Raw genomic sequence first — 15,701 nt, 5'->3', positions numbered from 1 at the left:
ACATATGAAAAAAATAGAAATTGATGTTAGTAGTAACAAACTTTTAATAGTGAAGGATGGAAATGTTACGGCAGTAAATCCACCAATGAGCGGATTTGGTGAGCAAGTTGCGGTTTGGATAAACGGTAAGGTTGATCGTGTGGATACTAAGTTTACTGAAAAGATAAAATAATCATTTTTAGAAAGTAGGTTCGCTTATGAGCGTAGCAAGTAATCATGAAGCGATGAAGGAATCAAGATTAAAGATTTACATCGCTTTAGAGGAAGCTAACTTCATTTGGGATGAAAGAGATGTAATTCGTTTTCGTGAAATGTGGAAACAAGGTATGAGCTTGCCAAAGATGGCAAAAGCGTTGAGGAGGCACCAGGCAGAGGTTGCGCTCCTTGTGATAGACCAGGCTGATCAGGAATTAATAACAAATCGTCCGATAGGATTAGGGATTTGCTAAATAGGAAGGGGATTTGAGTAATGAATAAAACTTTTGAATATGGATTAGGAGCAATTGCAGTAACAAATTCTAATTTAAAAACATGTAGAGAAAACTGTTTGATTGATATTACTGAATGTGTAAGTGACGATGACATATCTACAATGGATCAGAAAGAACTAGGACGTTATATAGAGTTTCTTCAAGAAGTACAGGCTGAAATGATTGAAATTGATAAGAAAGAGGGTGCAAAGTGATGAAACAAATGGAAAACGGTGTTTATGAAATTACTAAATTATTAGCGGGATCTAAAGGTGGTAAGTAATGAAAAAAGAAACCGCGGTGCAGGTGCAAAGCGAACTTGAGGTAGTAGAGGATGAGATTCGCAAAATGGAATATCACTTGGTTGGATTGGATAACGAGAAGCGGAAGACGAAGCTTTCATTGGAAGTGTTGAAGAAGCAGAAAGAGAAATTAAAAAGTTACTTATAAGGAGCGAAAAAAATGAAAAATAAAGTAATCGATCTAACTGAATTATTTAAAATGCAAAAGGTACTAGATGATGATATTAAAGCGAAGCACAAAGAAAATTATAGACGTTATGACATGATGTTTAACAAGGCATACGCATTAAAGAATGAAGTAAATGAAGCGTGGAATGTAACTAACGCTTTCAAGATGTGGTCCACAAAATTTGAACAGCCGAAAGAATCATTTTTAGAAGAAATGGTTGATATCCTTCATTTTTGGTTATCTATTGCAATGGACTTCAAGATTGAAAATACGTTACGAAAAATCACTATTACGGAAAGTAAAATTCGTGGATTTAATAAAGCGTTCCTTCATATGGACAAGATTGTAAATTATCTTGTGGGAAAAGTTGAATTTAAAGACTCTACAGGTGCAAAGAAACCGTTAATCGGAATTATGGATCTGTTCTATAAAATCATTGAGTTTGCTGGGTTTACATGGGATGACGTGGTTCGAATGTATAAAGAAAAGAATGAAGAAAATTTCAATCGACTAGCGAGCGGATATTAAGACAAAATTTGAATTTTGTACAGAAATGAGGGAATGAAGTGAATGAAGTCAAAGCGCCAATAGATGAATGTCCTCATTGTGGCTCTAGTAAGGGATATTATACAAAAGTACAAATATCTGGTTCGTCTAATTGGGAACACAATTTCGATGGAAGTGAACGTGATAACGGGGCATTTCATGATTTTCTAAATTATAAGGAAAGTAAATTTGCGTATTGTATTGATTGTAATAAAAGAATTTTTAAAATGGCTGATTTATAACAAAACCGTTATTTAATAGAATTTTGATAAAAAAGCGATGATCATTAAATCGCTCCATGATTTATGAACATCGCTTATGTATTGAAAAGTTATTCAGTTATTTGAAATATAGTTTCATCAGGTTTGGAGAATCCATACAATTTCCTTGCGAACTTTAAAATACCTTCTTCACTCTCTGTTAAAGTTTTAATATCGTTTTCAAAATAACGTCCTATAAGTTCTAATTCAGACAATTTTTTCTTTTCTTTATTAAGTGTAATTTGTTTTTCTTGAATCATTTGTTCTTGCTTATAAATGCAGATTTGTATGGAAATAACCATAGGTAGCATAAAAGCGAGGACTAATAAAAGACGACGTCTTAGCTTTTTATTCGTTTGTAGGTTGTTGTTAGGATTAATTTGTTTTTTTGGGACTAATTGTTGTGGTGGTAAATTTGGGACACTCCCCATTTTAATGCCTCCATTACTTATGTATAGAATTTAAATTGCTAAAAGTATTATATATGAAAAATAGATAATTTTGAACCTATTTAGGCAAAGAGAGGTTTTATGAAAATTAACAAAATAGTTATTTTATGATGAATAAATAAAAGAACCCGTTTGTTATAAACGGATTCTTCCCTTAAGGTGTGCAAGAAATTCAAGGTAACTTGACCAGAGTAACCCGTGGAATTCCTTTTGGTAATACTGTATGCAAAGGAATTAATAAGGTTAAAGAAATTTAAACAAAATCCTTATTGGAAAGAAAAGAGATAGGATTCACAACCCCATCTCTTCCAACAGAGCTGAGTGCAATTTTGCTTCTTCACAATTTGGATTAGTACAGTAATGAATAAACGAATGTTCATCGTGTTGTATGAGAGGTTGATCACAAGATACACATGTGTACGGTGAGAGCATTTTATATACCTCCTTACAAATTATGGGTTAATTTTAACACAGTTTTAGTTGGTTGAGGAGTAAGACAAAATCGTTATTTGAGAGAAAGGGGAATGGATATGGAAAGATATAAAGAAATTTCACTAGCTGATGTGTGTTGGTTAATTCTGAAGGGTGAGGTTGGTAATATCTATTACCAAAATTCAACTAAGGAGCTTGTGAAAGTTGATGAAAGCAGTTGGTATTTTGGATCAATCGCGAAATACAAATTTTTTAAACGTGAAGTAATCGAATAGAGGGAAACTGAACAAAAACGCTATTTTAAAAAAAATCTAGTAAAGCATGGGGGGAGATTATGAGCGATTTATTGACATTTGGTTTAGAGGAAACTCAGAAGAAGGTTGAAAAGTTAGTAGAAAAGTTAGAGGAAGCTAGAACAATATCGAATGAACTAGCTTCCTCTAAAATTTACATTCAAGATAATAGAATGAAAGACTTAGATAGCTACATTGAAGAAGTGAGGGGTGATTTTAAAAAAACTTTCCATCACGAGCCTCAAGGATACTATTTGGTAGCGGAAGGACAGAATGGACGCTGTCAGATATCTTTACCTGAAAAGAAAAAGTTTTTCTAGAAGTAACTATTTCTAAAGTGTTATTACCAATATTTACATCATCTATCTTATTGAAGTGAAAAAATAAATGTCCCCTTAAGGAAGTATATGGGGGAATATCTATTACAGGTTTTAACCATGTATCATTCACCGGAAATATTAACTTATGCTCATTTCCACTGAATGAAATGACACCATTATGTACTTCTTTTCCTGCCTTTGTAGTAATGGAATATTCATCATTGGGCTTACTATAAGAATTGAAGTTTAACTTATTGTTTAAAGTGAATTCGATAATGGAAATTGGTAGTGCACTTTCGTTGGTAATAATAACGTCTATAATTACCCTAAAGTCATTGTGCCAATATACATCAGGTGTTTTTGGGTCGATTCTATCAGGTTTAAGTATGTGAGCTGTCCAATTATCTTTAAGTTGTCTGCAATTAATGCTAGCTTTATTTCTCTGAAAGTTAGCAAGTGTGATTATAAAAGTTGCCAAGGAGATAAAAAATGCTGCGATCGGTATTATATTTAATCTCAAAAACTCAATTAGTAGGACTATAGATTCATTATTTATAGTAATCACCTCCTTTTATATCATTATACGATAGAGAGGAGTATGAGACTATTAACTTGTCAGATGAGATTAGGTACGAAAGTTATAGGTGGTTACACAATCTTAGAATGTTCCTTGGTTTGTAAAATACAAAAGTGAAGGGTGTGGAAAATTTCGGGAGATAGAATAACGGGTATTAATCATTAATTCGATGACTGTTTGGGAGCTAATTTTCAAAAATAAAGCCTCTATACTAAATTGAAAAGTATAGAGACATTTTTAAAAATTTTTATATTGTGTGATGATTAAGTGTGCGATTTGTTGCATGTGAGGAAAACTCATCAACGAAATTTAGTAAAGAATTAATGAGGATAAATAATTCGTTTTTTGAAAGAACAATAGCTTTCCAGGAACTTATTTCTAGAATTTCATTATTATTGTTTAGCACGCTGATTGAGTTATAACCAAAGCTTTTTAATGAAGATGGTTCTAGTTTGCAATTATGATGTTGAATGCAATTTCTGATAATTACATGCTTAAGCATTTCCTTTTTTAAATCATGTTGAATTTTATAATCAAATGAACTAGCGATTTTTTTCAATTTTTCATTGAAGCTTTCAAATTTGAATGAATTCCATATATCACTAATTATCATTTGGATTGTAAACCAAGAATCGTTTGGCAACTTATTATCTTTTAAAGAATGTTTACTTAAATCAATTTTTACTGCGCTTTTCTTTAATTTAAGGTTGTTACTATTACCATTATTGAATACTTCTAATAGTATTGAAAGGAAGCAGTTATCAATAAAGTCATGTAAATGTTGTATTATCATACATTGGTTATAACCTAAAATCTTGTTCTTAATTTCGTCAGTTAATTCTGTATTTGGAAGATTATCTACTGCTTGCAATTCATTATGGATTTTTATTTTGTAATCAAGTAGCTGTTTTTTAAAAAATTCCACATCGGTTTCAATAATATTTATTTCTGAATGTGTAGATTCAGTGTTTGATTCTTCTATTTTTGATTGGAAAGCATTTTGTTCTATTAGTATTTCGAAGGGAAGTTCAATGTCAGAAGCTAAAAAAGATGTCCCGTTATTGGATTGTTTTACATGAAAAACATAGTGTCCGCATGTATTTTCTATACCGATATCTACAAAAGGAGGGAGCCATATAATACCTAATTCTCCATCACCCTCCCAACCGTATCTAGAAAATAATTGCTTTAATTTAGTTGTTATTTCTTCTTGATTAGAATCTAGATATTCGTTTAGAGGTTTTATAAACGATAAATCATCTAAAAAATGATATTCATAAACTAGAAAATTTTCGATTTGCGTAAGCATAGATTTTCCTCCTGATAGTTAGGGTCATTTCATTACCATTTAATAGTATTTTATTAGTAAAATAATCGGATGTAAATGATGATATACAAAATAATCTTTTAATAAGAAAGTTAGCAGTAAGGTTAAGGGATCCATTAGCATAGTATTATAAGGTGTATAATGGATTTATATTCTATATTAATAATAGGGGGAAGAGTATATGGAACTATTTAACTTAGAGGTAAAAGAGAGTAGGTTGCATCCGAATTTTAAATATGTAGAGCAGGATACGGATTTAAGAGGGGTTTTAAATGGTTGGAGTCTTGGATTTGAAGACCGTGATAATAAGTTTGTAAAAGAGTTTCAAACAACATTTAATTCATCATTTTGGGAGTTATATTTACATGCTTCCTTTAAAAATTTAGGCTTCAAAATTGATTATGCATACCATGCACCAGATTTTTACTTGAAGTCTAGAAGAACTAAAGCAGAATTACTAGTTGAAGCAGTTGCAACCAATAATCCAAAAGATGGATTGCCAGAGCATGAAAGGTTGGGAGAACTAATACGCCTATATGAAGCTGGTGAAGATAGAACAGAAATACATAATGAAATTGTACATCTAGCAACAGAAAGAATATCTAGCAGTATAAAAGCAAAATGTGAAAAATATGAAAATAGTTATTCGAAAATGGATCATGTAAAAGGAAAGCCGTTTATATTAGCGGTAGGGAGTTTCGAACAACCACTTTCGTATCTACAAGGTACAGGGGCCATTCAAAGAGTCTTATATGGTTTGACGAAAGCGGAATATATAGATTTGATACCACATTTTGAATATACGGATCATATTATAAAAAAAGGCGGAACCGCACAAATACCTGTAGGAATATTTAATAATAATAAGTATTCATATATTAGCGGGATATTATTTAATCCAGTAGCTACGGCTGGGAAAGTACGAGCTGTATCAATTAATAAAAAAGATAATATTATATTTGAAACTCGAAATTATAATAACTATGATACTGAAGCAATACGATATGTAGTGCCACAAACCAAGTATAAAGAGTCATTATTAGATGGTACAAGTCTATACCTGAATCCATATGCAAAATATCCTATTAACGTTAAAGATTTTGATAATCCCGATATAGCCATAAACTTTAATAAAGATACTGTGAAAATGAAACATAATTTTTTGTTTTCTAGAACAGTTTTAAATTTGAAAAACGAAAGCAAAGATCCTCAAGGGATATAATTAAATATTTAAGTCCGGCTAGAAAACTAGAGGACACCTATTCCTAAAACAGTAATTAGAGCTGTTTTAGGAATAGGTGTCCTTTTTATTTTGAAAAGGGAGATGGGGAAATGAAGGTGTTAAAGGATCAGCTATGTGAGTGAAAAAAACAATAAAAACAAGTAAAGAAGAAAAATAAGAAAAAAAGAAAAGAGAAATTAAGTACTCGTTATATAGAAGATTTAATGGGAATTCGTGGACCACGTTATGAATGCAGACGTGGAGCTTTAAGACAAAAATAATAACAATGGAGGAATTTAATATGAATAAACAATTATCATTTAAAATGCCAATCGTGGATGGGAAAAGAACAAAACAAGAAATTGAAAAAGTATTCAACGAGTATCGTAAGTATTTAGCAACGATGCCATGTGATATACTGCCAAAAGTAACAGCATCATATTCTATTGTTCCTCCATCAACTACAAATGAGTCTAATAGTTCAACTGAAAATATTGCAATTGAAAGAATTGAGTATGAACAAGAAAGAAATGAATTTATGAGTTGGTTGTATGATGCTGTGAATCGTCTAAGAGATGATGAACGAGAGGTCATCGTGAAATTTTATATGGAAGATGATATTGGATACGATCCCGATATCTGGATGGATTTAGGTATAGGTAAAACAAAGTATTATAAGTTAAAAGGACGCGCGATATTACGTTTAGCTTTTAATCTAAAGAAAGAGGTATATCTAAAAACACGTAAACAAAAAGAGGGGCAAAGTGTATGAACATTGTACAACCGATTCGAGATAAAGAAATGATTAAAGAACTAAAAGAATATTTTAAGGAACAGAATGAACGTAATTACATTCTGTTCCTTCTTGGTATTAATACAGGATTACGCATTTCAGATATTCTACGTTTACGAGTACGTGATGTTGAAGGGTGGAATATTTTTATTCGTGAAAAGAAAACTAATAAAATTAAAGATGTGAAGATGCCTTCTGATTTAAAGAAAGCATTAAGAGATTATACAAAAGGAAAACCGAAGAATGAATTTCTCATTAAAAGTAGGAATGGAAAGAACAGGCCTATTACAAGATCAATGGCATATGTCATATTGAATCAGGCAGCACAAGAATTTGGATTAGAACGTATTGGAACTCATTCGCTTAGAAAGACATATGGGTACCATCATTATAAACAGTTTAAAGATGTAGTTGCTTTACAACAAATGTTAAATCATACAGATCAGAAAGAGACTTTAAGATATATAGGAATCCAACAAGATACATTAAATGATTATCAAAGGAAATTTAGAATCTAATTCTTTTTTTAATCACTTATTGAATTAGCTTTAAACTGAAAGTGTCAAATTCATTTTGCTGAAATGCTAGAAAGCTTGATAGCTCTAGGAAAAAACAGGATAGGGTAACTCAACACAATCTAGTTTATAGCTAATTCATTTTTTATTATTTTCATTTGAAAACAATAAAATGTACACAAAAAAGGGGATAAATAGTTGTTTTGATTTGGAATTTCATTCATAATTTTACATATGAAATCATTAGGGGGTTGTACTATGAAAAAGTTTATAGCACCAACATTGCATTCTGAAATATTTGATTGCCCACATTGTGAGGTAAGGGCAAAACATAAATGGTTAACAGTTTATAACGAAACGGAAAGCGTGAATTTAGTAACGGAGAAATCGCATGAGGATTTTATGAAAAAGTTTAAAAAGTCGCCAAGGTTGTCGACATCAACACCAACGCAATATATTTCATTAGTAGATTGGGAGTTTAATATTAGCGTTTGTACAGTATGTAAAGAATATATGATATGGAAGAAGGATGAAATTATATATCCTACATCTCATAACGTTGAAGAACCGAGCTCTGATATGCCAGAATTGATAAAGAGTTTATATAATGAAGCTAGGGAAATTGTCCGTCTGTCTCCTAAATCAGCTTGTGCTTTACTTAGATTATCACTAGAAAAATTGCTTGTTCATTTGGGATATCCTGAAAGTAATAGAGTGTTTGACAATATTAAGCTGTTAAAGGAACAAGGCAAAGTGGATGAATCAGTGTATGATGCGCTAGAGTCTGTGAGACTAGTGGGTAATAATGCGGTGCACCCAGGGAAAATCAACATAGATGATAACCCAAAGTACGCTTATATATTGTTTAGCTTATTAAATTATATTGTAGATGAACTTATTTCGAGACCAGCTAGGGCAAAAGCGTTTAGGGAGTCTATTCGCAGATAAGTTTTTCAAAATGCGAACTATTTGCGAACTATTTAAGGACACGTTTTGGTTTTTAACATGTTATATTTGTATTGTGAGAAGTGGCGGAAAACATTTTTCACATTCCTTTATAATTCAAATGGATCGTTAGGCTATGGGTGATGGTTGTGGATTGAATGAGATGTTGTTTCTTGTTTTCAATTCCGAAATCGAAATCTGTTGTGTGAACGGAGAAGGGCTTTTGCTCTTCTTTGAGCTAACAACATCCTAGGTAGATGGAATGAGGGAGACCTGATAAGTTCGCCAAAAGTGTCTGTCATGGTTGTTAGCTGGAAGAAGAATAAAACTTCATTTACCGGATGTTTTTTTAAAAATAAAAAAAGGGTTTACGTTTTTTCTCTTAAAACCTAGTTTAGTAACAAAAATAAAGGCTTTTAGGAGGAATTTAAAATGAAACGAAAATATTCTAAGTATGAAGAAAATGAAAATGGTAAAGTGTACATTGAAATGGAAGAAGAGTTTGTATCAACACCGTGTCAGTGTAAGTGCAAGAAACCAACCAAGAAAAAATGGATGTACAATGCATGGCAATTTCTTTTGGTAATTGCTACAGGTATGTTAGGTGCATTTGTTGTTGAACAATATCCACTGGATTTATCGGGAACTGTAACAACAATTATTGGGCTATTTTCATTAGCTGGAACATGGTTTGCTATTGAAGCAAAATACAATAAGTAAAAAGTGGGATTTACCGTCTAATATATAATGTTAGACGGTTTTTTATTTTGGAGGAGGATGAATGATGGAAAAGCGAAATAAAGTTTCAGCTCAAATCGATATTGATACGACAGAAGCGAAAGAAAATATTGAAGAACTTACATTAGCTATCAACGAATGTGTAAGTGCATTTGAGAGGTTAGAAAAGTTTATGAACAAGTATACAGGAGAAGCTGAAACCGTTGAATTATATCTTGACGGTCAAGCTGTAGCCCGAACGATAGTTTAAAGTGATGACTAAAAATAAAACAACACAACAACGAAAGTTCTACGATAAATATAAACGTGATAAAGAAGCGAAGAAGTTCTACGATAGCACAGCGTGGCGAAGGTGTAGAGAGTTAGCATTGATACGAGACAACTACCGCTGCCAAGAGTGCATGAAGCACGATCCAATGATGCCAGTACCTGCTGATATGGTTCATCATATCAAAGAAAGAACTGAGTATCCTGAACTTGCATTAACATTAGATAATTTAATTAGTTTATGTAATGCATGTCACAACAAAGAACATCCTGAAAAGGGTGGAGGAAAAAAGAAAAGTAAAAGGAAGATTCAATTCGTAAAAGTAAAAGCAAACAAAGAATTCATATAGCCCCCCTCCTTTTATTGTTGAGAGCCGTTTCCGCCCAGACCGGACGCCTCCTTCGTGGGTAGCGCAAGTGATGTTTCTAAAGGGGGGGAAAGCCTGAAAATAAGAGCTTTTTATTTCTGAATTGGTACTTTTTATCCATAAAATGTAAGTGAGGTGATATCGTGGATAAAGGATTGATTGAGAGGAAACCGCCTACGCATTTAAAAAAGGTAGGAAAAGATACTTGGATTCGTATTTGGTCTGTTTTAGAAGTTGAAGGAAAGGCTGATATCAATGATCCCATTGTAGTTGAAGCGATTGCCTTCAGTTATCAAATGTTTAGAGAGATGGCAGCTAATGTTAAAAAAGAAGGTCTGACGATGGAGTATACAAATAAAGCTGGTGCTACAAATCTGACTAAGCACACTTTGATACCAGAGATACCTAAGTATTTACAACAGATTCGACAATATTTAGGGGAGCTAGGGTTGACTGGGGCAAGCCGAAAAAAGCTTCAGGAAGAGCTAACTGGAGATTCTGATGATGATTACGACAACTTCTAAGCCCTCTGAAATAGCTAAGTGGTATAAAAATTGGCGAAATGAGCAGATACAGCATTTTAATATTTTGGTAGATCCATCTCCTGAACTAAGAACAACTTGGTATGCAGAACAAGTTGTGAAAGGAAACATAATAGCTAGTAAGAAAAATGTCTTGTCTTGTCAACGTCATCTAAACGATTTGAGGAGACAGGGGACTGAGGAGTTTCCTTGGGTTTTTGATGAAGAAAAAGCGCATCGACCTATACGATATATCGAAAAGTTTTGTCGTCCATCAAAAGGTGATTATAAAAGGTTGGTTCTTCAACCGTGGCAACACTTTGTTATAGGTTCTTTGTATGGATGGATTCATAAAGATACAGGTTATAGGCGCTTTCGTGAGGGCCTTATTTTTATTGGACGTAAAAATGGAAAAACTACAATGATTTCTGGTTTATCTAATTATGCTGTTGCTAAAGATAATGAACCAGGTGCTCGTGTTTATGTTTTAGCAAATACAAAACAACAAGCTGGGGAGTTATTTGATGAAAGTCGTGCAATGGTTCAAAAATCACCCCTTCTTCGGAAACATTTACGCGAAAATCAGAAAGGTATTTTCCATGATAAAACGCATTCTAAAATTGAACCTCGTGCATCAGATAGTAAGAAACTAGACGGATTAAATACACATCTTGGTATTTTTGATGAAATACATGAATTCAAAAACTTTAAGTTAATTAATGTTATAAAAAAATCACGTGGTGCACGTAAACAACCAATGATTGTTTATATCACTACGGCAGGATATCAGCTTGAAGGGCCACTTGTCCAATACTATGAAATTGCAACTGATGTTTTGGAAGGAGTTATCGACCAAGATAGAAAGTTTTATTTCATGGCTGAAATGGATAGCGTGGACGAAATTGAGAATCCTGAACTATGGATTAAAGCAAATCCTAATATGGGAGTTTCGCTAGATCTTCCATCGCTTATTGATGACTGGAATACAGACAAGCATACAGATGCGGAAAAGAATGACTGGATTACAAAACAATTTAACATCTTTGTTGATAATGATGAAATGTCCTTTGTGGGTATTGAGATATTAAAAAGAAATGAAGAAGTTATTGATATAAAGGCATTAGCAGGTAAAGAATGTGTTGCGGGTTATGATCTGTCTGCAACAGAAGATTTTACAAGCGCCTGTTTGGAGTTCCCTTTAGAGGATGGGAATGTTTTTGTGCTATCTCATAGTTGGGTTCCGCAGGCTAAAGTTGATCGTGATAACGAGAATATTAGTTTTAAAGAATTTAAAGACAAAGGTTGGCTCACTATTATCCCTGGTGAGTATGTGAAATATGAGTATGTGTATGATTGGTTTGTCGAGCAAGCTGAACAATATTTTATAAAGAAAATCACTTATGATCCAGCCAATGCTTACCGTTTAAATGAAGATTTAAAAGCATATGGATTTAAAACCGAACCAGTTCGACAAGGGCATTTAACTTTAAGCCCAGCATTAAAGGATGTAAAAGAATTGTTGTTGGATGGAAAAATAATTAGTAATAAAAACCGTCTTTTCCGTTGGTATATGAACAATGTAAAGCTTGTGGAAGACAGAAATGGGAACTTTTTACCATCTAAACAGAGTAAATATCGAAAGATTGATGGCTTTGCAGCGTTTTTAAACGCTCATACGGAAGTAATCCCTATGTTATCTCAATTAAAAGGTGATGGAAATATTGAATTTATATCAGTTAACGATCTTTTTAAATAGAAGGGCGGTGAGAAATTGAAATTGATTAATCGTGTTAAGGGGGCAATTAAAGGAGCTTCATTGGGATGGAAAGGTGCTGGATATGACTTCACTTCATGGTTTGGAAGGAAGTTTTGGGGTATTGATAATGCGAAGTTAGCTACAAATGAGACGATTTTTAGTGTGATTAGCAGATTATCTAATACAGTAGCATCTTTGCCATTAAAGCTTTACAAGGATTATGACACGGTTTTTAACCAAGTGTCTGATGTTGTGATGAATGAACCTAATCCAAACATGACCGGATTTGAATGGATAAATAAAATTGAAGTCTCAAGAAATGAGACTGGAAATGGATATGCAGCTATTATCCGTGATATTCGGTTTCAAGTGGAATCATTAATCCCTATTGAATCCGCTTATGTAACGCCTTTTTTAAACATTGATGATAATAATTTGTGGTATGAGGTACGTGGGATTGAAGGTACATATTACATTCACAATATGAACATGTTTCATGTCAAACACATCACAGGTATTTCAAGATGGAAAGGTATTTGTCCAATTGATGTATTGAGAAATACTCTTGAATATGATAAGGCAGTACAAGAATTTAGTTTGTCAGAAATGCAGAAGAAAGATAGTTTTATTTTGGATTATGCAACACAGGTAGATAATGACAAGAGACAAAAAATCATTGATGATTTTAGACGATTCTATCAAGAGAATGGTGGTATTTTATTCAGGGAACCAGGTGTGAATATAGAAGAAATGGAGCGGAAATACTTCGCTTCAGATACGTTAGCATCAGAACGAATTACTCGTTCAAGGGTTGCTAACGTTTTTAATGTTCCGGTTACATTTTTAAATGACACGGAAGGACAAAGTTACAGCAGTAATGAACAGTTGATGATTCAGTTTGTTCAAATGACTTTGACTCCTATTGTTCGTCAGTATGAGCAAGAAATGAATCGTAAGTTGCTGAATAAAAAAGAACGGCAAGAAGGCCATTACTTTAAATTCAACCTTGGAGGGCTGTTAAGAGGTGATACAGCTTCAAGAACAGCTTATTACCAAGCCGCAATTAGGAGTGGATGGTTATCACAAGATGATGTTCGTCAAAAAGAAGATGAACCGCCTGTGGGTGGTAATGCTTCAAAACTTTGGGTAAGTGGTGATTTATATCCGATTGATATGGACCCAACTCAACGGAAGGGGGGGGAAAACGGTGGCAAAGAACAAACAGAATAAGTTTTTTCAAATGAAAGCATCCGCCAATGGTAAAACGGCCGATGTTTTTATTTATGGAGAAATTACAAAGTATGCATGGGAAGAGTATGGAGAAGTATCTTCTATTACGTTCAAAAATGAACTTGATGAATTAGGTGACGATATTGAAACGATTAACCTTTACATCAATAGTCCAGGTGGATCTGTCTTTGAAACGATGGCTATTATCGCAATGTTACAAAGGCATCAGGCGAAAGTTATCTCTTATATTGATGGAATAGGCGCTTCATGTGCTTCAGTATTACCAATGATTTCAGACAAAATTATTATGTATGCTAATTCAATGATGATGATACACAATGCATGGACATATGCATCAGGAAATGCCGATCAGTTACGTAAAGCAGCGGATGATATTGAACGTATTAACCAATCGATGGTACAACACTATCTAACCCGTGCTGGTGACAAGTTAAATGAAGATACATTAAAACAATTACTAGATGCAGAGACATGGTTATCAGCTGAAGAAGCAATGGGATATGGACTTTGTGATGAAGTTATCTCAGCAAATAATGCAGCAGCATGTCTAGATGAAAAGTGGATGAAGGAATACAAAAATATTCCACAACAATTAGTTAATGCACAAGCTAACATATCATCAAACGAAATGTTAGAACGACAAAAAATTGCCGAAGAAGCGAAAGCTAACGCGGACTATATAAAAACAATTTTAGGAGGAATTCATTCATGAAAATGAAAAATAAATTTCGATTATCCCTTGGTAACTTTCAATACTTTTCAAAAAATACATTATTTGAATTAAAACAAAATTTATCTACTATTGGTCAACAGCTCCAAAAAGTAGAGAGTGAACTTTCTCAGAAGGCAATTGATCCATCCGCAACCATGGAAAGTCTACAAACGTTACAACAATCCAAGAAAGATCTTCAAATGCGCTTCAATGTAATTAAAGAACAACATGACACGATGGAAGCTGAACAAAAAGCACAATTTCAAACTCAAACTGGTTTACAATCTATTGAAGATCCAAAGCAAAAGGTAATTGCAGCGAAAGCAGAGTTAGTTCGCGCTACAATTCGCGGTGGTACTTTATCACAAGAAGCACGAGCAGCTCTTGGTGATAAGAACTCAACAGGTGGAGAAAAAATTCTCCCAAGCACAATGACGAATGAATTATTACATGAACCATTCGTTAAAAATCCATTAAGGGAAGTATCTACATTTACAAGTGTAACGAATCTTGAAATTCCTAAAGTTACATTTACATTAGATGATGATGATTTTATTGCTGATACAGATACAGCGAAGGAACTAAAAGCAGAAGGTGATGTTGTAATATTCGGACGTCACAAATTCAAGGTTTTTGTACCTATCTCAGAAACTATTTTAGCGTCAACAGATACAAACTTAGTACAAGTTGTAGATCAGGCGTTAGAAAGTGGTTTAGCAGCAAAAGAAAAGAAAGTGGCATTTACAACAACTCCTAAAGCTGGAGAAGAATCCATGTCATTCTATAAAGCTGGCATTAAAAGTGTTAAAGGTGCTACTTTATATAAAGCTATTAAGTCGGCAGTTGCAGATTTACATGAAGATTTCCGTGCAAATGCAACTATTGAAATGCGTTACGCGGATTATTTAGAAATAATTGAAACACTGGCTAATGGTAGTGCTACTTTATATAATGCTCAACCAGAACAAGTTTTAGGGAAACCAGTTAAGTTCTGTGATTCAGCAGTGAACCCTATTGTGGGTGATTTCAGGTATTCTCACTTCAACTACGATCCAAATATGATTTATGATCGTGACAAAGATGTGAAAACAGGCATTGAATTATTTGTTTTAACAGCTTGGGTTGATCATAAAATTAAACTGAAATCAGCATTCCGTATCGCTGAAGTACAGACTACCCCCTAATCCTCCCCAAGAACCAACAGGATTAAAAGTTGATTCTACAACAGTAACTACGGCCAACATTAGTTGGTCTCCTGTTGTGTATGATGGGGGCATTAGAGAATATCAAATATTACGTAATGGCAAACAAGTAGGAACGTCAGTAACAACAACCTATAAAGATACAGGATTAACAGGTGATACAACATATTCTTATCAAGTAAAAGTTGTTGGGAATAACGGATTAAGTTCAACGTTAAGCGTTGAATTATTAGTGAAAACAAATGCTTCAGGATCGTAGGTGATAG

Annotated in this window: 23 protein-coding genes; 21 read left to right on the top strand and 2 right to left on the bottom strand. The window is 33.5% G+C overall.

Annotated features, from left to right (window positions below; genetic code table 11):
* Positions 1-4: 4 nt before the first annotated feature.
* From ACTFN4_RS17805 to ACTFN4_RS17780, 6 genes are all read left to right on the top strand, one after another.
* Positions 5-172, top strand: coding sequence for a DUF3954 domain-containing protein (locus tag ACTFN4_RS17805; protein WP_000717825.1), 168 nt, complete (start codon positions 5-7; stop codon positions 170-172).
* 25 nt (positions 173-197) lie between these two features.
* On the top strand, positions 198-449 hold the full coding sequence (locus tag ACTFN4_RS17800; RefSeq protein WP_000109543.1) for a hypothetical protein: 252 nt from the start codon (positions 198-200) through the stop codon (positions 447-449).
* Positions 450-469: 20 nt separating this feature from the next.
* A complete protein-coding gene (locus ACTFN4_RS17795) occupies positions 470-685 on the top strand; it encodes a hypothetical protein (protein ID WP_059303850.1) in 216 nt (71 codons plus the stop codon).
* 67 nt (positions 686-752) lie between these two features.
* Complete coding sequence (locus ACTFN4_RS17790; protein ID WP_000712303.1) at positions 753-920, top strand: hypothetical protein; 168 nt, start codon at positions 753-755, stop codon at positions 918-920.
* A gap of 12 nt (positions 921-932) precedes the next feature.
* Positions 933-1,469: a dUTP diphosphatase gene (locus ACTFN4_RS17785; protein ID WP_439962615.1), complete on the top strand. Its 537-nt coding sequence runs from the start codon at positions 933-935 to the stop codon at positions 1,467-1,469.
* 38 nt (positions 1,470-1,507) lie between these two features.
* Entirely contained in the window at positions 1,508-1,729 is a 222-nt protein-coding gene (locus ACTFN4_RS17780) for a hypothetical protein (protein ID WP_053565501.1), read from the top strand.
* An 89-nt stretch (positions 1,730-1,818) separates the two neighbouring features.
* Here the strand turns inward: ACTFN4_RS17780 and ACTFN4_RS17775 are convergent, their stop codons facing one another.
* Positions 1,819-2,178, bottom strand: a complete 360-nt coding sequence (locus ACTFN4_RS17775; RefSeq protein WP_053564388.1) for an FtsB family cell division protein — start codon at positions 2,176-2,178, stop codon at positions 1,819-1,821.
* Positions 2,179-2,726: 548 nt separating this feature from the next.
* Here ACTFN4_RS17775 and ACTFN4_RS17770 point away from each other — a divergent pair.
* Together ACTFN4_RS17770 and ACTFN4_RS17765 are read left to right on the top strand one after the other, a co-directional pair.
* On the top strand, positions 2,727-2,903 hold the full coding sequence (locus tag ACTFN4_RS17770) for a hypothetical protein (protein ID WP_439962614.1): 177 nt from the start codon (positions 2,727-2,729) through the stop codon (positions 2,901-2,903).
* Between the two features lie 59 nt (positions 2,904-2,962).
* The gene (locus ACTFN4_RS17765; RefSeq protein ID WP_439962613.1) at positions 2,963-3,241 is read left to right on the top strand and encodes a hypothetical protein; all 279 of its coding nucleotides are present in this window, start codon (positions 2,963-2,965) and stop codon (positions 3,239-3,241) included.
* 824 nt (positions 3,242-4,065) lie between these two features.
* Here the strand turns inward: ACTFN4_RS17765 and ACTFN4_RS17760 are convergent.
* Complete coding sequence (locus ACTFN4_RS17760) at positions 4,066-5,127, bottom strand: hypothetical protein (RefSeq protein WP_439962612.1); 1,062 nt, start codon at positions 5,125-5,127, stop codon at positions 4,066-4,068.
* Between the two features lie 199 nt (positions 5,128-5,326).
* On the opposite strand from ACTFN4_RS17760, the gene ACTFN4_RS17755 reads away from it, so the two are divergent.
* The 13 genes from ACTFN4_RS17755 to ACTFN4_RS17695 all read left to right on the top strand — a co-directional run bounded on the left by ACTFN4_RS17755 (position 5,327) and on the right by ACTFN4_RS17695 (position 15,694).
* Positions 5,327-6,367, top strand: a complete 1,041-nt coding sequence (locus ACTFN4_RS17755) for a hypothetical protein (RefSeq protein ID WP_439962611.1) — start codon at positions 5,327-5,329, stop codon at positions 6,365-6,367.
* A 301-nt stretch (positions 6,368-6,668) separates the two neighbouring features.
* The gene (locus ACTFN4_RS17750) at positions 6,669-7,139 is read left to right on the top strand and encodes an ArpU family phage packaging/lysis transcriptional regulator (protein WP_439962610.1); all 471 of its coding nucleotides are present in this window, start codon (positions 6,669-6,671) and stop codon (positions 7,137-7,139) included.
* On the top strand, positions 7,136-7,678 hold the full coding sequence (locus ACTFN4_RS17745; RefSeq protein WP_001028525.1) for a site-specific integrase: 543 nt from the start codon (positions 7,136-7,138) through the stop codon (positions 7,676-7,678). Before ACTFN4_RS17750 ends, ACTFN4_RS17745 begins: the two co-directional genes overlap by 4 nt.
* Before the next feature lie 255 nt (positions 7,679-7,933).
* Complete coding sequence (locus ACTFN4_RS17740; RefSeq protein ID WP_439962609.1) at positions 7,934-8,623, top strand: DUF4145 domain-containing protein; 690 nt, start codon at positions 7,934-7,936, stop codon at positions 8,621-8,623.
* A 429-nt stretch (positions 8,624-9,052) separates the two neighbouring features.
* Positions 9,053-9,340 (top strand): hypothetical protein, encoded by a 288-nt coding sequence (locus ACTFN4_RS17735; protein WP_439962608.1) that lies wholly within the window; start codon positions 9,053-9,055, stop codon positions 9,338-9,340.
* A 64-nt stretch (positions 9,341-9,404) separates the two neighbouring features.
* Positions 9,405-9,608, top strand: a complete 204-nt coding sequence (locus ACTFN4_RS17730) for a hypothetical protein (protein WP_333724432.1) — start codon at positions 9,405-9,407, stop codon at positions 9,606-9,608.
* Positions 9,609-9,612: 4 nt separating this feature from the next.
* A complete protein-coding gene (locus tag ACTFN4_RS17725; protein ID WP_439962607.1) occupies positions 9,613-9,975 on the top strand; it encodes an HNH endonuclease in 363 nt (120 codons plus the stop codon).
* A 161-nt stretch (positions 9,976-10,136) separates the two neighbouring features.
* Positions 10,137-10,517, top strand: a complete 381-nt coding sequence (locus ACTFN4_RS17720; protein ID WP_000357492.1) for a phage terminase small subunit P27 family — start codon at positions 10,137-10,139, stop codon at positions 10,515-10,517.
* Entirely contained in the window at positions 10,498-12,270 is a 1,773-nt protein-coding gene (locus tag ACTFN4_RS17715; protein WP_439962606.1) for a terminase large subunit, read from the top strand. The genes ACTFN4_RS17720 and ACTFN4_RS17715 overlap by 20 nt, the downstream gene beginning before the upstream one ends.
* Positions 12,271-12,285: 15 nt before the next feature.
* Positions 12,286-13,500, top strand: coding sequence for a phage portal protein (locus ACTFN4_RS17710; protein WP_439962605.1), 1,215 nt, complete (start codon positions 12,286-12,288; stop codon positions 13,498-13,500).
* Positions 13,478-14,233: a head maturation protease, ClpP-related gene (locus ACTFN4_RS17705; protein ID WP_439962604.1), complete on the top strand. Its 756-nt coding sequence runs from the start codon at positions 13,478-13,480 to the stop codon at positions 14,231-14,233. The genes ACTFN4_RS17710 and ACTFN4_RS17705 overlap by 23 nt, the downstream gene beginning before the upstream one ends.
* Positions 14,230-15,417 (top strand): phage major capsid protein, encoded by a 1,188-nt coding sequence (locus tag ACTFN4_RS17700; RefSeq protein ID WP_059303835.1) that lies wholly within the window; start codon positions 14,230-14,232, stop codon positions 15,415-15,417. The genes ACTFN4_RS17705 and ACTFN4_RS17700 overlap by 4 nt, the downstream gene beginning before the upstream one ends.
* Entirely contained in the window at positions 15,395-15,694 is a 300-nt protein-coding gene (locus tag ACTFN4_RS17695; RefSeq protein ID WP_439962685.1) for a fibronectin type III domain-containing protein, read from the top strand. The genes ACTFN4_RS17700 and ACTFN4_RS17695 overlap by 23 nt, the downstream gene beginning before the upstream one ends.
* Positions 15,695-15,701: the final 7 nt, after the last annotated feature.

Source organism: Bacillus cereus group sp. MYBK95-2 (assembly GCF_051915225.1).
Lineage (GTDB): Bacteria > Bacillota > Bacilli > Bacillales > Bacillaceae_G > Bacillus_A > Bacillus_A cereus.
The sequence above is the reverse complement of the archived record's forward strand: the minus strand, read 5'-3'. Positions and strand labels throughout refer to the sequence as shown.

Coding starts and splice junctions, on each gene's coding strand:
- ACTFN4_RS17795 (WP_059303850.1), top strand. CDS start 470: ATGAATAAAACTTTTGAATATGGATTAGGAGCAATTGCAGTAACAAAT.
- ACTFN4_RS17805 (WP_000717825.1), top strand. CDS start 5: ATGAAAAAAATAGAAATTGATGTTAGTAGTAACAAACTTTTAATAGTG.
- ACTFN4_RS17765 (WP_439962613.1), top strand. CDS start 2,963: ATGAGCGATTTATTGACATTTGGTTTAGAGGAAACTCAGAAGAAGGTT.
- ACTFN4_RS17775 (WP_053564388.1), bottom strand. CDS start 2,178: ATGGGGAGTGTCCCAAATTTACCACCACAACAATTAGTCCCAAAAAAA.
- ACTFN4_RS17785 (WP_439962615.1), top strand. CDS start 933: ATGAAAAATAAAGTAATCGATCTAACTGAATTATTTAAAATGCAAAAG.
- ACTFN4_RS17700 (WP_059303835.1), top strand. CDS start 14,230: ATGAAAATGAAAAATAAATTTCGATTATCCCTTGGTAACTTTCAATAC.
- ACTFN4_RS17730 (WP_333724432.1), top strand. CDS start 9,405: ATGGAAAAGCGAAATAAAGTTTCAGCTCAAATCGATATTGATACGACA.
- ACTFN4_RS17800 (WP_000109543.1), top strand. CDS start 198: ATGAGCGTAGCAAGTAATCATGAAGCGATGAAGGAATCAAGATTAAAG.
- ACTFN4_RS17740 (WP_439962609.1), top strand. CDS start 7,934: ATGAAAAAGTTTATAGCACCAACATTGCATTCTGAAATATTTGATTGC.
- ACTFN4_RS17745 (WP_001028525.1), top strand. CDS start 7,136: ATGAACATTGTACAACCGATTCGAGATAAAGAAATGATTAAAGAACTA.
- ACTFN4_RS17750 (WP_439962610.1), top strand. CDS start 6,669: ATGAATAAACAATTATCATTTAAAATGCCAATCGTGGATGGGAAAAGA.
- ACTFN4_RS17760 (WP_439962612.1), bottom strand. CDS start 5,127: ATGCTTACGCAAATCGAAAATTTTCTAGTTTATGAATATCATTTTTTA.
- ACTFN4_RS17735 (WP_439962608.1), top strand. CDS start 9,053: ATGAAACGAAAATATTCTAAGTATGAAGAAAATGAAAATGGTAAAGTG.
- ACTFN4_RS17755 (WP_439962611.1), top strand. CDS start 5,327: ATGGAACTATTTAACTTAGAGGTAAAAGAGAGTAGGTTGCATCCGAAT.
- ACTFN4_RS17725 (WP_439962607.1), top strand. CDS start 9,613: ATGACTAAAAATAAAACAACACAACAACGAAAGTTCTACGATAAATAT.
- ACTFN4_RS17770 (WP_439962614.1), top strand. CDS start 2,727: ATGGAAAGATATAAAGAAATTTCACTAGCTGATGTGTGTTGGTTAATT.
- ACTFN4_RS17790 (WP_000712303.1), top strand. CDS start 753: ATGAAAAAAGAAACCGCGGTGCAGGTGCAAAGCGAACTTGAGGTAGTA.
- ACTFN4_RS17715 (WP_439962606.1), top strand. CDS start 10,498: ATGATTACGACAACTTCTAAGCCCTCTGAAATAGCTAAGTGGTATAAA.